This is a genomic window from Marinobacterium sediminicola (assembly GCF_022343685.1).
Classification (GTDB): Bacteria; Pseudomonadota; Gammaproteobacteria; order Pseudomonadales; family Balneatricaceae; genus Marinobacterium; species Marinobacterium sediminicola.
Genome location: NZ_CP092123.1, coordinates 3,223,541 through 3,239,387 on the forward strand (window position 1 = coordinate 3,223,541; position 15,847 = coordinate 3,239,387).

The 15,847-nt window shown below is 53.4% G+C and carries 6 protein-coding genes, 1 tRNA gene and 3 rRNA genes; 3 read left to right on the forward strand and 7 right to left on the reverse strand.

The window, feature by feature from the left end:
* Positions 1 to 19: 19 nt before the first annotated feature.
* Entirely contained in the window at positions 20 to 2,038 is a 2,019-nt protein-coding gene (gene ftsH, locus LN244_RS14690) for an ATP-dependent zinc metalloprotease FtsH (RefSeq protein ID WP_239042428.1), read from the reverse strand.
* 329 nt (positions 2,039 to 2,367) lie between these two features.
* On the opposite strand from ftsH, the gene LN244_RS14695 reads away from it, so the two are divergent.
* Complete coding sequence (locus LN244_RS14695) at positions 2,368 to 2,670, forward strand: YhbY family RNA-binding protein (RefSeq protein ID WP_239040520.1); 303 nt, start codon at positions 2,368 to 2,370, stop codon at positions 2,668 to 2,670.
* Between the two features lie 59 nt (positions 2,671 to 2,729).
* Here the strand turns inward: LN244_RS14695 and greA are convergent, their stop codons facing one another.
* Genes greA through carA form a run of 3 tightly spaced genes read right to left on the reverse strand, consistent with a single transcriptional unit; the run spans position 2,730 to position 7,614 of the window.
* Positions 2,730 to 3,206 carry a transcription elongation factor GreA gene (greA, locus tag LN244_RS14700; RefSeq protein WP_239040521.1) on the reverse strand — a complete coding sequence of 159 codons (477 nt, stop codon included), beginning with the start codon at positions 3,204 to 3,206 and terminating at the stop codon, positions 2,730 to 2,732.
* Complete coding sequence (gene carB, locus LN244_RS14705; RefSeq protein ID WP_239040522.1) at positions 3,203 to 6,427, reverse strand: carbamoyl-phosphate synthase large subunit; 3,225 nt, start codon at positions 6,425 to 6,427, stop codon at positions 3,203 to 3,205. Before carB ends, greA begins: the two co-directional genes overlap by 4 nt.
* Positions 6,428 to 6,477: 50 nt before the next feature.
* Complete coding sequence (carA, locus tag LN244_RS14710) at positions 6,478 to 7,614, reverse strand: glutamine-hydrolyzing carbamoyl-phosphate synthase small subunit (protein ID WP_239040523.1); 1,137 nt, start codon at positions 7,612 to 7,614, stop codon at positions 6,478 to 6,480.
* Positions 7,615 to 7,871: 257 nt separating this feature from the next.
* On the opposite strand from carA, the gene LN244_RS14715 reads away from it, so the two are divergent.
* Together LN244_RS14715 and LN244_RS14720 are read left to right on the forward strand one after the other, a co-directional pair.
* The gene (locus LN244_RS14715) at positions 7,872 to 9,863 is read left to right on the forward strand and encodes a methyl-accepting chemotaxis protein (RefSeq protein ID WP_239040524.1); all 1,992 of its coding nucleotides are present in this window, start codon (positions 7,872 to 7,874) and stop codon (positions 9,861 to 9,863) included.
* Positions 9,864 to 9,918: 55 nt separating this feature from the next.
* Positions 9,919 to 9,994 (forward strand) — tRNA-Phe (locus LN244_RS14720).
* A gap of 899 nt (positions 9,995 to 10,893) precedes the next feature.
* On the opposite strand, the gene rrf is transcribed toward LN244_RS14720, so the two are convergent.
* From rrf to LN244_RS14735, 3 genes are all read right to left on the reverse strand, one after another.
* A 5S ribosomal RNA gene (gene rrf, locus LN244_RS14725) occupies positions 10,894 to 11,009 on the reverse strand.
* Between the two features lie 126 nt (positions 11,010 to 11,135).
* Positions 11,136 to 14,020: ribosomal RNA gene (locus tag LN244_RS14730) — 23S ribosomal RNA — on the reverse strand.
* A 231-nt stretch (positions 14,021 to 14,251) separates the two neighbouring features.
* A 16S ribosomal RNA gene (locus LN244_RS14735) occupies positions 14,252 to 15,793 on the reverse strand.
* Together the 16S, 23S and 5S rRNA genes form the textbook arrangement of a ribosomal RNA operon.
* Positions 15,794 to 15,847 lie beyond the last annotated feature (54 nt).

Below are 15,847 nucleotides of genomic sequence, written 5' to 3' on the forward strand. Positions count from 1 at the left end.
TATCATATCAGATCATGACCTAGCTGCGGTCACCCGGGCGATGCCAGGGATTATGATCATCGTCATTAGGACTGTCATTGTCATCACGCGGCGTTTCCTGATGTGCATCGTCCTGACCCCTCTCAGGATCCGACTGTTGTTCTTCATGCTCGGAAGAGCCACGCTGTTTCATTTCCTGCACATCACGCTCCGCCTGGTCTGCACGCTCCTGTGCTTCAACCCAACCGTCTGGAGGGGTGACGTCAGTACGTGCCATCAACTGATCCAGCTGCTCCGCTCCGATGGTTTCGTACTTCATCAACGCTTCGGCCATGGCATCCAGAATATCGCGATTTTCATGCAGAATCTGGGATGCCTTCTGGTAACACTCATCGATAATGCGCTTTACTTCCGCATCGATACGACGCTGGGTTTCCTCGGACATCGGTTTGGCACCTTGCCCCATGCCACGACCGAACGGATCATCGTCCTCTTCGCCGTAGAGAAGCGGCCCCAGGTCTTCACTCAGGCCCCACTTGGTAACCATATTCCGTGCCAGCGTCGTTGCTTTTTGAATGTCATTTGACGCACCGGTGGTGACACCCTCTTTACCAAGCGTCATCTCCTCAGCCAGACGACCACCGTAGAGCGAGCAGATCTGCGAAATGATCCACTGACGGCTGTGACTGTATCGATCCTCTTCCGGCAGGAACATGGTCACGCCCAGGGCTCGGCCACGCGGAATGATGGAGACCTTGTACACCGGATCATGTTCCGGCATGACACGGCCGATGATCGCATGACCGGCTTCGTGGTACGCGGTGTTCAGGCGTTCCTTGTAGGACATCACCATGGATTTGCGCTCGGCGCCCATCATGATCTTGTCCTTGGCCTGCTCAAACTGCTCCATCCCCACCGTGCGACGGTTGTTACGCGCAGCAAACAGGGCAGCCTCGTTCACAAGGTTTGCCAGGTCGGCACCGGAAAAGCCTGGAGTTCCCCGTGCAATCAACTCCGGCTTGACGTCATCGCCCAACGGCACCTTGCGCATGTGAACCTTGAGGATCTGTTCACGGCCTCGGATATCCGGCAAGCCCACGTGTACCTGTCGGTCAAAGCGACCTGGGCGCAGCAGAGCAGGGTCCAGCACATCGGGACGGTTGGTTGCGGCAATCACAATGATCCCTTCGGTGCCCTCAAAACCATCCATCTCGACCAGCAACTGGTTCAGTGTCTGCTCACGCTCATCATTACCACCACCCATGCCAACACCACGGTGACGACCAACAGCATCAATCTCGTCAATAAAGATGATACAGGGCGCATGCTTTTTCGCCTGATCAAACATGTCACGGACACGAGACGCACCCACACCAACGAACATTTCCACGAAGTCGGAACCGGAAATGCTGAAGAAAGGAACCCGCGCTTCACCGGCAATCGCCTTCGCCAACAGAGTTTTACCGGTACCCGGAGACCCTGCCATCAGTACGCCACGAGGAATATGACCACCCAGGCGCTGGAACTTGCCGGGATCTCGCAGATAATCAACCAGCTCTTTTACTTCTTCCTTGGCCTCTTCGACACCGGCCACATCATCAAAAGTCGTTTTGATCTGGTCTTCAGCCATCATGCGCGCTTTAGACTTGCCAAACGACATGGGGCCACCCTTGCCACCTCCGCCGCCTTGCATCTGACGCATGAAGAACATGAATACCGCAATGATGACCAGGATCGGGAACGAAGCGACAAGCAGCTGCGTCCAGATGCTCTGGCGTTCAGGTTGCTTACCTTCGATCACAACGTTGTGCTGCAGCAGGTCATCAATCAGTTTGGGGTCCTGAACAGCCGGACGTACGGTTTCAAAACGATCGCCGTTACTGCGCTGGCCAATAATGGTATAGCCATCGATCGTCACTTTTGACACTCGATCAGCCTGCACCTCGGCCACAAAATCGGAGTAGCTCAGCTTGCCACTCTCGTTTTCGGCACTGAAATTGTTGAAGACGGTGAGCAGCACTGCTGCGATCACCAGCCACAACACCAGATTTTTTGCCATATCGTTCAATGGAGCACCCTCTGTTCTCTCAATTCTGTCGGCCGCGTGTGATTGTCACTGTTACTGAATCAGCACCGCTTCGCAACCTGTTTTATCGTTGTACGCACTCTAATGCACATCCGAGCATGCGCCTGATCGCGGCCCGTGCGCTTTTTTTGATCGGCATGAGGCAAAAATGTTCCTTACAGCACACAACCGATGACGCTTTCAGAGCCCTCTCGAAGACCATGCTCCCAACGACGCTACTCAGCACCTCAGGAGTCAGGTAAAATAGACGTTTATTTGATCAACGGGGATACTCCCCCAATCAAGAGGCACCATATTCTAGTATGAGCTTGACGCCTGAGCAAAAGAAGCATTTCCGCACCCTAGGCCACAACCTGAACCCGATCGTTATGGTGGCTGGTAACGGGCTGTCCGAAAACATCCAGCTGGAAGTGGATCGCGCACTCGAAGACCACGAATTGATCAAGGTGAAGTTTTCAGTCGGTGATCGTACCGTAAAAAAACAGCTGATTCGTGAGCTCTGCGCAATCGTCGAAGCGGAGCTGGTTCAGGAAATTGGCAATATTGCCCTGATCTATCGCGCAGCGCAGACACCCAATCCGAAACTGTCCAACCTCATGCGCTGAGGTGCAAGCATAAAAAAACCGCCGAGAGTTCGGCGGTTTTTTTTGGTTCCGATGGTGGCTCAGATATGAGCCACTTCGGCAATTTCATACTCGGTAACACCAGAAGGCGTCTGAACCGCCGCGATATCTCCCTCTTCCTTGCCAATCAGCGCACGCGCGATCGGCGAGTTAACGGAGATTTTCCCTTTTTTGATGTCCGCCTCATCGTCACCCACGATCTGGTAGCGTACCTCTTCGTCGGTATCGATATTGATCAGCTCAACCGTGGTACCGAATATCACCTTGCCCGAGTGAGGAATTTCGGTGACATCGATCACCTGAGCCTGAGACAGCTTGTATTCCAGCTCCCGGATTCGGCCTTCGATAAACCCCTGTTGCTCGCGAGCCGCATGGTATTCGGCATTCTCCTTGAGATCACCGTGCTCACGCGCTTCAGCGATCGCCGCGATTACAGCGGGACGCTGAACCGACTTGAGGTCGCTCAGCTCTTCCCGCAGCATCCGCTCACCGGCAACGGTCATCGGGACACGTTTCATTCTGCCACTCCTGCATGCAGGTCCTGCAGACGACGGACCATTTTTTCCTCACCATACTTCAAGGCTTCAGCTGTTGCAGCAGCACCTGCCAGGGTCGTGGTGTAAGGCACCTTATGCTGCAGCGCTGAGCGGCGGATTTCAGCGGAGTCGGCAATCGCCTTGCGGCCTTCTGTCGTATTGATCACATAGCTGATTTCGCCATTCTTGATCATATCGACGATGTTCGGACGACCTTCCGCTACCTTGTTGACGCGCGTAACGGTCAACCCGGAATCTTCCAGCAATGCTGCCGTACCACCGGTTGCCACCAGCGCAAAGCCCAGCTCTGAAAGCTCTTTGGCAACAGGCACAACAGCTGCCTTATCAACGTCACGTACGGAGATAAACGCCTTGCCGGTCGCAGACGGCATCTTTTCACCAGCACCAATCTGCGCCTTCATGAACGCTTCGCCGAAGGTCGCTCCGGTCCCCATCACTTCACCGGTAGACTTCATTTCAGGACCAAGGATCGGGTCGACCCCCTGAAACTTGTTGAACGGGAACACCGCTTCCTTCACGTTGAAGTGCTTGGGCACGATTTCCTCGGTGAAGCCCAGCTCTTCAAGCGTCTTGCCGGTCATGACACGCGCCGCAATGGCCGCCAGCGAAGTGCCGATACACTTGGACACGAAGGGAACTGTACGAGAGGCACGCGGGTTCACCTCGATGACGTAGATTTCGCCATCCTGGTATGCCAACTGCACGTTCATCAGACCCACAACGCCGAGTTCCAGCGCCATCTTACGGACCATCTCGCGCATATCATCCTGTACGTCTGCTGCCAGACTGTACGGCGGCAGAGAACATGCAGAGTCACCGGAGTGCACGCCTGCCTGTTCGATATGCTGCATAATGGCACCGATCACCACGGTCTTGCCGTCGCTGACCGCATCGATATCAACTTCGACCGCAGCATTAAGGAAGTGATCCAGCAGAACCGGCGCGTCGTTGGATACCTGAACAGCCGTGTTCATGTAGCGACGCAGCTCATCTTCCTTGTAGACGATCTCCATGGCACGACCACCCAACACGTAGGACGGACGAACCACCAGCGGGTAGCCGATCTTGCCGGCTTCAACAATCGCTTCTTCCAGACTGCGAACAGTCGCGTTTTCCGGCTGCTTCAATCCGAGACGCTTCAGCATCTGCTGGAACTGTTCACGGTCTTCCGCACGGTCGATCGCTTCAGGACTGGTACCGATAATCGGCACACCTGCCTGCTCCAGCGCAACAGCCAGTTTCAGGGGTGTCTGACCACCGTATTGAACGATGACGCCTTTGGGCTTCTCGACATTGACGATTTCCAGCACATCTTCAAGCGTGATTGGCTCAAAGAACAGACGGTCGGAGGTGTCATAGTCAGTCGACACGGTTTCCGGGTTACAGTTGACCATGATGGTCTCGTAACCGTCTTCGCGCGCCGCCAGTGCTGCATGTACACAGCAGTAGTCAAACTCAATACCCTGACCAATACGGTTCGGGCCACCGCCGATGACCATGATTTTTTCACGATCGGATGGATTGGCTTCACACTCATCCTCATAAGAGGAGTACATGTAGGCGGTATCTGTGGCAAACTCAGCAGCACAGGTATCAACGCGTTTGAATACCGGGCGCACACCCAGATTCTGACGGTGCTTGCGGAACTGCTTCTCGCTGACACCCAAAAGGGCTGCCAGACGAGCATCAGAGAACCCCTTGCGCTTGAGGCGGAAGATCTGATCCTTATCCAGTTCGCTCAGAGCGGTTTCAGATACGCGCTTCTCGTCCTTGATCAGGTCTTCAATCTGCACCAGGAACCAGGGATCGACGCCACTGAGCTTGTAAATCTCGTCTACGCTCATACCCAGGCGGAAAGCATCACCGATATACCAGATACGCTCAGCACCCGGCTGAGACAGTTCGGCAACGATGGTGTCACGTGCATCTTCAGCCGTCAGATCAACAATCGGGTCGAAACCGGTAGAACCCACTTCCAGACCACGCAGTGCCTTCTGCAGGGATTCCTGCTGAGAGCGACCGATCGCCATCACCTCACCTACAGACTTCATCTGAGTGGTGAGACGGTCATTCGCCTGCGGGAATTTTTCGAAAGTAAAGCGCGGAATCTTGGTCACGACGTAGTCGATGGAAGGCTCGAAAGACGCCGGAGTGCGACCGCCGGTAATATCATTCTGCAACTCGTCCAGGGTATAACCCACCGCCAGTTTGGCAGCGATCTTGGCAATCGGGAAGCCGGTCGCCTTGGATGCCAGTGCGGAAGAGCGGGATACGCGTGGGTTCATCTCGATGACCACCATACGACCGGTCTTCGGATCAACACCGAACTGTACGTTGGAACCGCCGGTTTCCACACCGATCTCACGCAGCACCGCGATCGATGCATTACGCATGATCTGGTACTCCTTGTCGGTCAGCGTCTGGGCCGGCGCTACGGTGATGGAGTCACCGGTGTGAACACCCATGGCGTCAAAGTTTTCAATGGAGCAGACGATGATACAGTTGTCGTTTTTATCGCGAACAACTTCCATCTCGTACTCTTTCCAGCCGATCAGAGACTCGTCGATCAGCAACTCGTTGGTCGGGGACAGGTCCAGACCACGCTCGCAGATTTCGATGAACTCTTCACGGTTGTATGCGATACCACCACCAGAACCACCCATGGTAAAGGACGGACGGATGATTGCAGGGAAACCGATGGAATCCAGCACCTGCAGTGCTTCTTCCATGCTGTGAGCGATCGCCGCACGCGGGCACTCCAGGCCGATGTTTTTCATCGCCTTGTCAAAGCGCTCACGGTCCTCTGCCTTGTCGATGGCGTCCTGCGTCGCACCGATCATTTCCACACCGAATTCGGCCAATACGCCTTCACGGTCCAGATCAAGGGCACAGTTCAGCGCCGTCTGACCACCCATGGTCGGCAGCAATGCATCGGGACGTTCTTTTTCGATAATCTTGGCAACGGTCTTCCAGTTGATCGGCTCGATGTAAGTCGCATCAGCCATCGCCGGGTCGGTCATAATGGTCGCCGGATTGGAGTTGACCAGAATGACTCGGTAACCCTCTTCACGCAGTGCCTTACACGCCTGGGCACCGGAATAGTCAAATTCGCAAGCCTGTCCGATCACGATCGGGCCTGCACCAAGGATGAGAATACTGTTAATGTCCGTACGTTTTGGCATCTGTCTTAACCGGTCGTCTCTGTTTCTGTCACTGACTTATCAGGGCGCTATCAGGCCTGACGGGCCTTCATCTGTTCAATAAAACGATCGAACAGGGGAGCCACATCATGTGGACCCGGGCTAGCTTCCGGGTGACCCTGGAAGCTGAACGCCGGCACATCAGTACGCTCGATCCCCTGCAGTGAGCCGTCAAACAGGGATTTATGGATTGCACGCAGGTTCGCCGGCAGCGTTTCTTCATCAACGGCGAAGCCATGGTTCTGGCTGGTGATCATCACATGCTTGCTGTCCAGGTCCTGCACGGGATGGTTGGCACCATGATGACCAAACTTCATCTTCACGGTCTTGGCACCTGACGCTAGCGCCAACAGCTGATGACCCAGGCAGATACCGAATACCGGAATACCGGATTCCAGGATCTCGCGGATTGCAGCAATGGCGTAATCACAGGGCTCGGGATCACCAGGACCGTTGGAGAGGAAAACACCGTCCGGATTCAGAGCCAGCACCTCTGCAGCAGGGGTCTGGGCCGGCACTACGGTCAGGCGACAGCCACGCTCGACCAGCATCCGCAGGATGTTGTGCTTTACACCAAAGTCATAGGCAACCACGTGGAACGGCAATTCTGCGTCAGCTCTGTCCTCGTGACCTGCACCCAGTTTCCAGGTGCTGGAACGCCATTCGTAACGTTCGGTCACACTGACTTCTTTTGCCAGGTCCATGCCTTTGAGGCCCGGGAAAGCGCGCGCAGCCGCCAGGGCCTTTTCTTCGTCCAGATCATCACCGGCCATGATGCACCCATTCTGCGAACCTTTCTCACGCAGGATGCGTGTCAGGCGACGAGTGTCGATATCAGCAATGCCGACGATATTGTTATCAATAAGGTATTGGTCGAGCGCCTTCTCGCTGCGGAAGTTGCTGGCCAGCAGAGGCAGGTCACGAATGACCAGACCGGCGGCCCAAGTCTTGGCAGACTCTGCATCTTCTGCATTGACACCGGTGTTGCCGATGTGTGGATAAGTCAGGGTCACAATCTGGCGGCAGTAGGACGGATCGGTCAGAATCTCCTGATATCCGGTCATAGAGGTGTTAAACACCACCTCACCACTGGACTCACCATCGGCGCCAATTGCTATTCCCCTGAAAATGCTGCCGTCTTCAAGGGCTAGAATGGCTGGTCGCGTCAATTGAACCTCCCCGCGCGTGCGCTGCATAGTCTGGACAGTTGGATAGTATACGTGCAAAAAAGCGAGGCAAAACTGGACGCTTACCTCGCTTTAATAGTTCTGGCTGTTTTGGGCCTGCATTCTTAGCAGGTTAAACCCCTGTATTCTAGACGATCCACGCCTTGGAGTCCACGCACTGATTCCGACCAGCCGTCACCTGAGTGTCATAGAACATTCATACACTGTCGCGCGTTAAATATCCCCCAGGCAGGCATGTGATGAAGATTTCTACTGTAGCACGACTATCGTCCCTGACCCTCCTTGTGATGCTGACTGCGCTTACGATATCCGTCATCTGGTCCTTGATGCGACTGGATGAGGCTTTCAGTAACAATACTGACTATCAGCAATACACACTGGAAATACAAAACCGGATAGAGCAGCCGGCCAACCGCTATCTACTCTCCGGTGATGCAAGCGAGCTGATTACAATTGAGCAAGGTATTCAAGCAGCACTAGACACCAACACTCAGACACTGTGGTTCGATGAAACCGCACGACAACGCATTCATGACGCCCTTTCACACATGCAGGCAAAGGCATTACCGGAACTAAGGGCCGCTGGCAAGTTGGCGAACCCTCAAGCTTTGCTCATTAATAATGAACGTGAGTTGGCATATAGCCTCAACAGCCTGAGTGAATATGCCATTAAAGGTAGTGAACAGGATGAAAAACGGTCAGACGCCATCGCTTACCTGAACCTCAGCGCGAAACTTCTCGCCGAACTGCATCATCTTACATTATTGCGCCAACGCTACTTTGCTCTTTTGGATCAGGAAACCCTGATTTCAATTGAGCAGCATCTTGAACAGATGAAGGCCACCGCAGACAGCATCCAGTCGCTCAAGCCCCTTGGCATATACAAGGTTACCGAAATTGATCCCATGGCCGAGCTCATGGGATGGAACAGCACTCAGGATCAGGTTGAACTGGGAGATGAACCACGTTCACAGGTCCACGAACTGGTGAGCCGTTATCCGAAGGAGCTTGAAAACGCCGGCAAATTCAGTCAGTTGAAACAGCGTGGCCAGGAGGCTGCGACTAGCGCACTGGTATCACTCAAAGAAGATCTGGGACAGATTGAAGATGCTCTGAATACTTCCTTCCGTGCCATCTTGAACAATACATATTGGATACTTGGCATCTCAGTTGCCTTGCTGTTGATTACTGGCTCCTTGATGGGGCTTCTGCTGCAACGCCTGGCCGCATTGATCATTACCGCATGTCGCTTTATCGGGCAACTTGCGGAAGGCGACCTGAGTACCAGCATTCATTTCAGCAGCCGTTTTGTTGAAGCGCGCAGCCTTGACGATGCCTTGGTCAAGCTTCAGGGCTACTTTAAACAGTTGATCAGCCAAGTGAGCCAACAGACCCGTCTACTTTCTGCCCTGCAGGCCAGAGCCACTAACAGTTCGGCACGAATTGAGAATGTAGTTAAACAGCAGCAACAACAAACCTCTGAATCTGCAGAGCAGATGCAGCAACTGACCAACTCCTATCAGGACGTTGCCAACAATGCAGGCAATACAAGCTCAGCAACACATCGTGTCCAGCAACAGGTAAGACAGGGCAGCCTACAGATAGTCAAAACCAGCGAATATGCCGTCCAACTCAGCAAGGAAGCCGAGCGCACCGAGCGCAGTATCGAACAGCTCAGACAGGATACATTAGCAATTGGAGAAGTACTGACCGTCATTCACGGTTTTGCAGACCAGACCAATTTGCTGGCATTGAATGCGGCCATCGAAGCGGCACGCGCAGGCAGTGCTGGACGTGGTTTTGCCGTTGTAGCCGATGAAGTACGAAACCTGGCGAATAATACCGCCCAGTCTGCTGAGCAGATTCAATGCATCATTAGCAAGCTTAACGACGCATCCAAAACTGCAAGCCAATGTGTGGACATGCAAAAAGGGTTGGTCGATGCCACGGTCACTGCAATTGAGGATGCCCGCGATTCAATTCAAGAAATCGATATTGCGATTCGCGACATTTACGACATGAACGCCATGATTGCGGCCGCCACCGAACAGCAGTCTCAAACCACAACCCAGATTCAAGACACTATAAACTTGAGCGCCGCCCTTGCATCAGATGCAGCAGCAGAAGCGGATAACAATCGCCAACTTGCAGGTGAGCTTGCAAGCATCAGTAGCGCGCTAACGCATATGATCAGCCGGTTCACACAAAGCAACCAAGAAAATTATAATTAAAAACAGCCACATGCTTGACAGCAAAGAGTGATAGTGGAAAAATGCGCTCTCCTTAGCCCAGATAGCTCAGTCGGTAGAGCAGGGGATTGAAAATCCCCGTGTCGGTGGTTCGATTCCGCCTCTGGGCACCAGAATTCCGAAGGCCTGCATAAAGAATGCAGGCCTTTTTTATTTTGGCCTCTTGAGCCAAAACAGACCTGCTCTTAGGGGCCGCAGCCCGCCCCCTAACCCAAGTCATAAGCCAGACGTATTTAGCTCAACTCAAGGTCACATCCTTATTAAGCACGATTTTTTTGTCGTCGCAGCGCCTGCAGATCAGCTTCCAGTTATCGTTGAAGATTTTGCCGCTTGTAATGATTCAGTCGACATGGCCAATATTTCCATTACCTCACTCCTACTGCGATAAAGACTTCCTGTTATTGCCATAGGTCATCGATACTATTGCACTAACGCTTTCCGTCCTACCTACATGAGGCTTTTAGGAATTATTCCTATATCTTTGGTAAGACGTAGGGACTAACCTATATCTCAGAGGTTCACAGGCGGTGACTAGCTGAGTGGAGCATCAGCACCTCGACGTCTGCGTAGGAGATACGCGGCGACTGACATGGAAGTCGGTGACAGGGCCCTAAGACACGGATGCGTCAGGGCCCTTCTTTTTATCCCCAGTCTCATGTAATCAGGCACCTTACCGGGTGCGTCATCTGTTGATACACATACCGCTGATCCTTTATCCACACCCGCCATCAATGCTCCGGCTTGTGGATAAACCTGTTATCTGCAGCATCAAGCCCGCCCAGCCGTTAGCGTCAACAACACCGAGCTGTTATCTGAGCTCGAAATAGCGTCCTGGGGATAACCTCTGGAGAGAACCGGATACGTCCTGTAAAGCCCAAACTGCTGACTGACAAGACTAGTTGACCAGCGTCATCGCCCCTCAAGGCACACAGGCACAGACTCTGCTGTCATCGCCAGGCCCATAACGCAAAAACCCCGGCCTCAACGAGACCGGGGTTCTGCTTAAATAAGTGCTTGGCGATGACCTACTCTCACATGGGGAAGCCCCACACTACCATCGGCGATGACGCGTTTCACTGCTGAGTTCGGGATGGGATCAGGTGGTTCCACGTCTCTATGGTCGCCAAGCAAAACTGGTACAAATCAGATCTGAAATTCGTGACTGTCTGTGTTGTCGCTACAAGCGTTCAACCGGTGCTCTTACGAGCTACGATAATCTTTCTAACCATTCATTTCAAACGCCTTGGGCGTTATATGGTCAAGCCTCACGAGCAATTAGTACTGGTTAGCTCAACGCCTTACAACGCTTACACACCCAGCCTATCAACGTCCTGGTCTCGGACGGCTCTACAGGGACCTCAAGGGTCCAGTGAGATCTCATCTTGAAGGAGGCTTCCCGCTTAGATGCTTTCAGCGGTTATCCCGTCCGAACGTAGCTACCCGGCAATGCCACTGGCGTGACAACCGGAACACCAGAGGTTCGTTCACTCCGGTCCTCTCGTACTAGGAGCAACTCTTCTCAAATCTCAAACGCCCACGGCAGATAGGGACCGAACTGTCTCACGACGTTCTAAACCCAGCTCGCGTACCACTTTAAATGGCGAACAGCCATACCCTTGGGACCGGCTTCAGCCCCAGGATGTGATGAGCCGACATCGAGGTGCCAAACACCGCCGTCGATGTGAACTCTTGGGCGGTATCAGCCTGTTATCCCCGGAGTACCTTTTATCCGTTGAGCGATGGCCCTTCCATACAGAACCACCGGATCACTAGAACCTACTTTCGTACCTGCTCGACGTGTCTGTCTCGCAGTCAAGCACCCTTCTACTCTTGCGCTCATTGGCTGATTTCCGACCAGCCTGAGGGTACCTTCGTGCTCCTCCGTTACGCTTTGGGAGGAGACCGCCCCAGTCAAACTACCCACCACACAATGTCCTCGATCCGGATTACGGACCTGAGTTAGAACCTCAACAGTACCAGGCTGGTATTTCAAGGACGGCTCCACTCGAACTGGCGTCCGAGCTTCAAAGCCTCCCAGCTATCCTACACAAGTAATGTCAAAGTCCACTGTGAAGCTATAGTAAAGGTTCACGGGGTCTTTCCGTCTAGCCGCGGGTACGCTGCATCTTCACAGCGAGTTCAATTTCACTGAGTCTCGGGTGGAGACAGTGTGGCCATCGTTACGCCATTCGTGCAGGTCGGAACTTACCCGACAAGGAATTTCGCTACCTTAGGACCGTTATAGTTACGGCCGCCGTTTACCGGGGCTTCGATCAAGAGCTTCGCCGAAGCTAACCCCATCAATTAACCTTCCGGCACCGGGCAGGCGTCACACCCTATACGTCCACTTTCGTGTTTGCAGAGTGCTGTGTTTTTAATAAACAGTCGCAGCCACCTGGTATCTTCGACCGGCATCAGCTTAGAGAGCAAGTCTCATCACCAACACCGGCGTGCCTTCTCCCGAAGTTACGGCACCATTTTGCCTAGTTCCTTCACCCGAGTTCTCTCAAGCGCCTTGGTATTCTCAACCTGACCACCTGTGTCGGTTTCGGGTACGGTCCCGCATAACCTGAAGCTTAGAGGATTTTCCTGGAAGCATGGCATCAACCACTTCGACTCATAAAGAGTCTCGTCATCAGGTCTCAGTCTTAAGGAGCCGGATTTGCCTAACTCCTCAACCTACACCCTTAAACGCGGACAACCAACGCCGCGCTGGCCTAGCCTTCTCCGTCCCCCCGTCGCAGTTATGCGCGGTACAGGAATATTAACCTGTTTCCCATCGACTACGCTTTTCAGCCTCGCCTTAGGGGCCGACTCACCCTACCCCGATTAACGTTGGATAGGAACCCTTGGTCTTCCGGCGAGGGGGTTTTTCACCCCCTTTATCGTTACTTATGTCAGCATTCGCACTTCTGATACCTCCACGGTGCCTTACAGCTTCCGCTTCAACGGCTTACAGAACGCTCCTCTACCATGCCCTAAGGCATCCGCAGCTTCGGTGTCTAGTTTGAGCCCCGTTATATCTTCCGCGCAGGCCGACTCGACTAGTGAGCTATTACGCTTTCTTTAAAGGGTGGCTGCTTCTAAGCCAACCTCCTAGCTGTCTAAGCCTTCCCACATCGTTTCCCACTTAACTAGAACTTTGGGACCTTAGCTGGCGGTCTGGGTTGTTTCCCTTTCCACGACGGACGTTAGCACCCGCCGTGTGTCTCCCATGATTGCACTCTTGGGTATTCGGAGTTTGCATCGGGTTGGTAAGTCGGGATGACCCCCTAGCCGAAACAGTGCTCTACCCCCCAAGGTGAGACATGAGGCGCTACCTAAATAGCTTTCGAGGAGAACCAGCTATCTCCGGGCTTGATTAGCCTTTCACTCCGATCCACAGGTCATCCGCTAACTTTTCAACGGTAGTCGGTTCGGTCCTCCAGTTGATGTTACTCAACCTTCAACCTGCCCATGGATAGATCGCCCGGTTTCGGGTCTACTCCCAGCGACTTGGCGCCCTATTAAGACTCGGTTTCCCTACGCCTCCCCTAAACGGTTAAGCTTGCCACTGAAAGTAAGTCGCTGACCCATTATACAAAAGGTACGCAGTCACCGTCCGAAAACGGCTCCCACTGCTTGTACGTACACGGTTTCAGGGTCTATTTCACTCCCCTCACAGGGGTTCTTTTCGCCTTTCCCTCACGGTACTGGTTCACTATCGGTCAGTCAGGAGTATTTAGCCTTGGAGGATGGTCCCCCCATATTCAGACAGGATAACACGTGTCCCGTCCTACTCGATTTCACTGTAAATAGGTTTTCGCATACGGGGCTATCACCCACTATGGCCACACTTTCCAGAGTGTTCTGCTAACCACATCACAGCTTAAGGGCTGGTCCCCGTTCGCTCGCCGCTACTAAGGGAATCTCGGTTGATTTCTTTTCCTCCGGGTACTTAGATGTTTCAGTTCCCCGGGTTCGCCTCTCAAAACCTATGTATTCAGTTAAGAGATACCCGCAAGCGGGTGGGTTTCCCCATTCGGAAATCCTCGGATCAAAGTCTGTTTACCGACTCCCCGAGGCTTATCGCAGGTTACTACGTCCTTCATCGCCTCTGACTGCCAAGGCATCCACCGTGCACGCTTATTCACTTGACCATATAACCCGAAGGCGTCTGGAAAAATGAATGGTTCGTAACGATTATCGCCGGTTGGCGCTTGTATCAAACAATACAAGACAATCTTTCAGATCCAATTTGTTAAAGAGCGTTTAAAGCTAAGAAGCTTTAAAAGATGGACTCAGCTATGAGTACACGTTTTAAAGCTCCGTCTGCTTCAACTTTCGATCAGGTAATATGTGTGAACGCTTGCCAGAACTTCGCAATCGTTTAAGGAGGTGATCCAGCCCCAGGTTCCCCTAGGGCTACCTTGTTACGACTTCACCCCAGTCATGAATCACACCGTGGTAACCGTCCTCCCGAAGGTTAGACTAGCTACTTCTGGTGCAACCCACTCCCATGGTGTGACGGGCGGTGTGTACAAGGCCCGGGAACGTATTCACCGCGACATTCTGATTCGCGATTACTAGCGATTCCGACTTCACGCAGTCGAGTTGCAGACTGCGATCCGGACTACGACCGGTTTTCTGAGATTAGCTTACCCTCGCAGGTTCGCGGCCCTCTGTACCGGCCATTGTAGCACGTGTGTAGCCCTACTCGTAAGGGCCATGATGACTTGACGTCATCCCCACCTTCCTCCGGTTTGTCACCGGCAGTCTCCTTAGAGTTCCCACCCGAAGTGCTGGCAAATAAGGATAGGGGTTGCGCTCGTTACGGGACTTAACCCAACATTTCACAACACGAGCTGACGACAGCCATGCAGCACCTGTCACTGCGCTCCCGAAGGCACCAAGGTATCTCTACCAAGTTCGCAGGATGTCAAGAGTAGGTAAGGTTCTTCGCGTTGCTTCGAATTAAACCACATGCTCCACCGCTTGTGCGGGCCCCCGTCAATTCATTTGAGTTTTAACCTTGCGGCCGTACTCCCCAGGCGGTCAACTTATCGCGTTAGCTGCGCCACTAAAGGATCAAGTCCCCCAACGGCTAGTTGACATCGTTTACGGCGTGGACTACCAGGGTATCTAATCCTGTTTGCTACCCACGCTTTCGCACCTCAGTGTCAGTATCAGTCCAGGCAGTCGCCTTCGCCACTGGTGTTCCTTCCGATCTCTACGCATTTCACCGCTACACCGGAAATTCCACTGCCCTCTACCGTACTCTAGTTTGGCAGTATCAGGTGCAGTTCCCAGGTTAAGCCCGGGGCTTTCACATCTGACTGACCAAACCACCTACGCGCGCTTTACGCCCAGTAATTCCGATTAACGCTTGCACCCTCCGTATTACCGCGGCTGCTGGCACGGAGTTAGCCGGTGCTTCTTCTGCAGTTAACGTCACAGCATGCCGGTATTAACGACACACCTTTCCTCACTGCTGAAAGTGCTTTACAACCCGAAGGCCTTCTTCACACACGCGGCATGGCTGGATCAGGGTTGCCCCCATTGTCCAATATTCCCCACTGCTGCCTCCCGTAGGAGTCTGGGCCGTGTCTCAGTCCCAGTGTGGCTGATCATCCTCTCAGACCAGCTACGGATCATCGCCTTGGTGAGCCTTTACCTCACCAACCAGCTAATCCGACGCGGGCTCATCTGATAGCGTGAGGTCCGAAGATCCCCCACTTTCCCCCGAAGGGCGTATGCGGTATTAGCAGTCGTTTCCGACTGTTGTCCCCCACTACCAGGTAGATTCCCACGCGTTACTCACCCGTCCGCCGCTCGCCGGCGATCTAGCAAGCTAGATCCCGCTGCCGCTCGACTTGCATGTGTTAGGCCTGCCGCCAGCGTTCAATCTGAGCCATGATCAAACTCTTCAGTTTAAATCTTTGGTTGAGTCTTTTACGAAAGGAGGAATGATCCCTTCAGACTCGGCT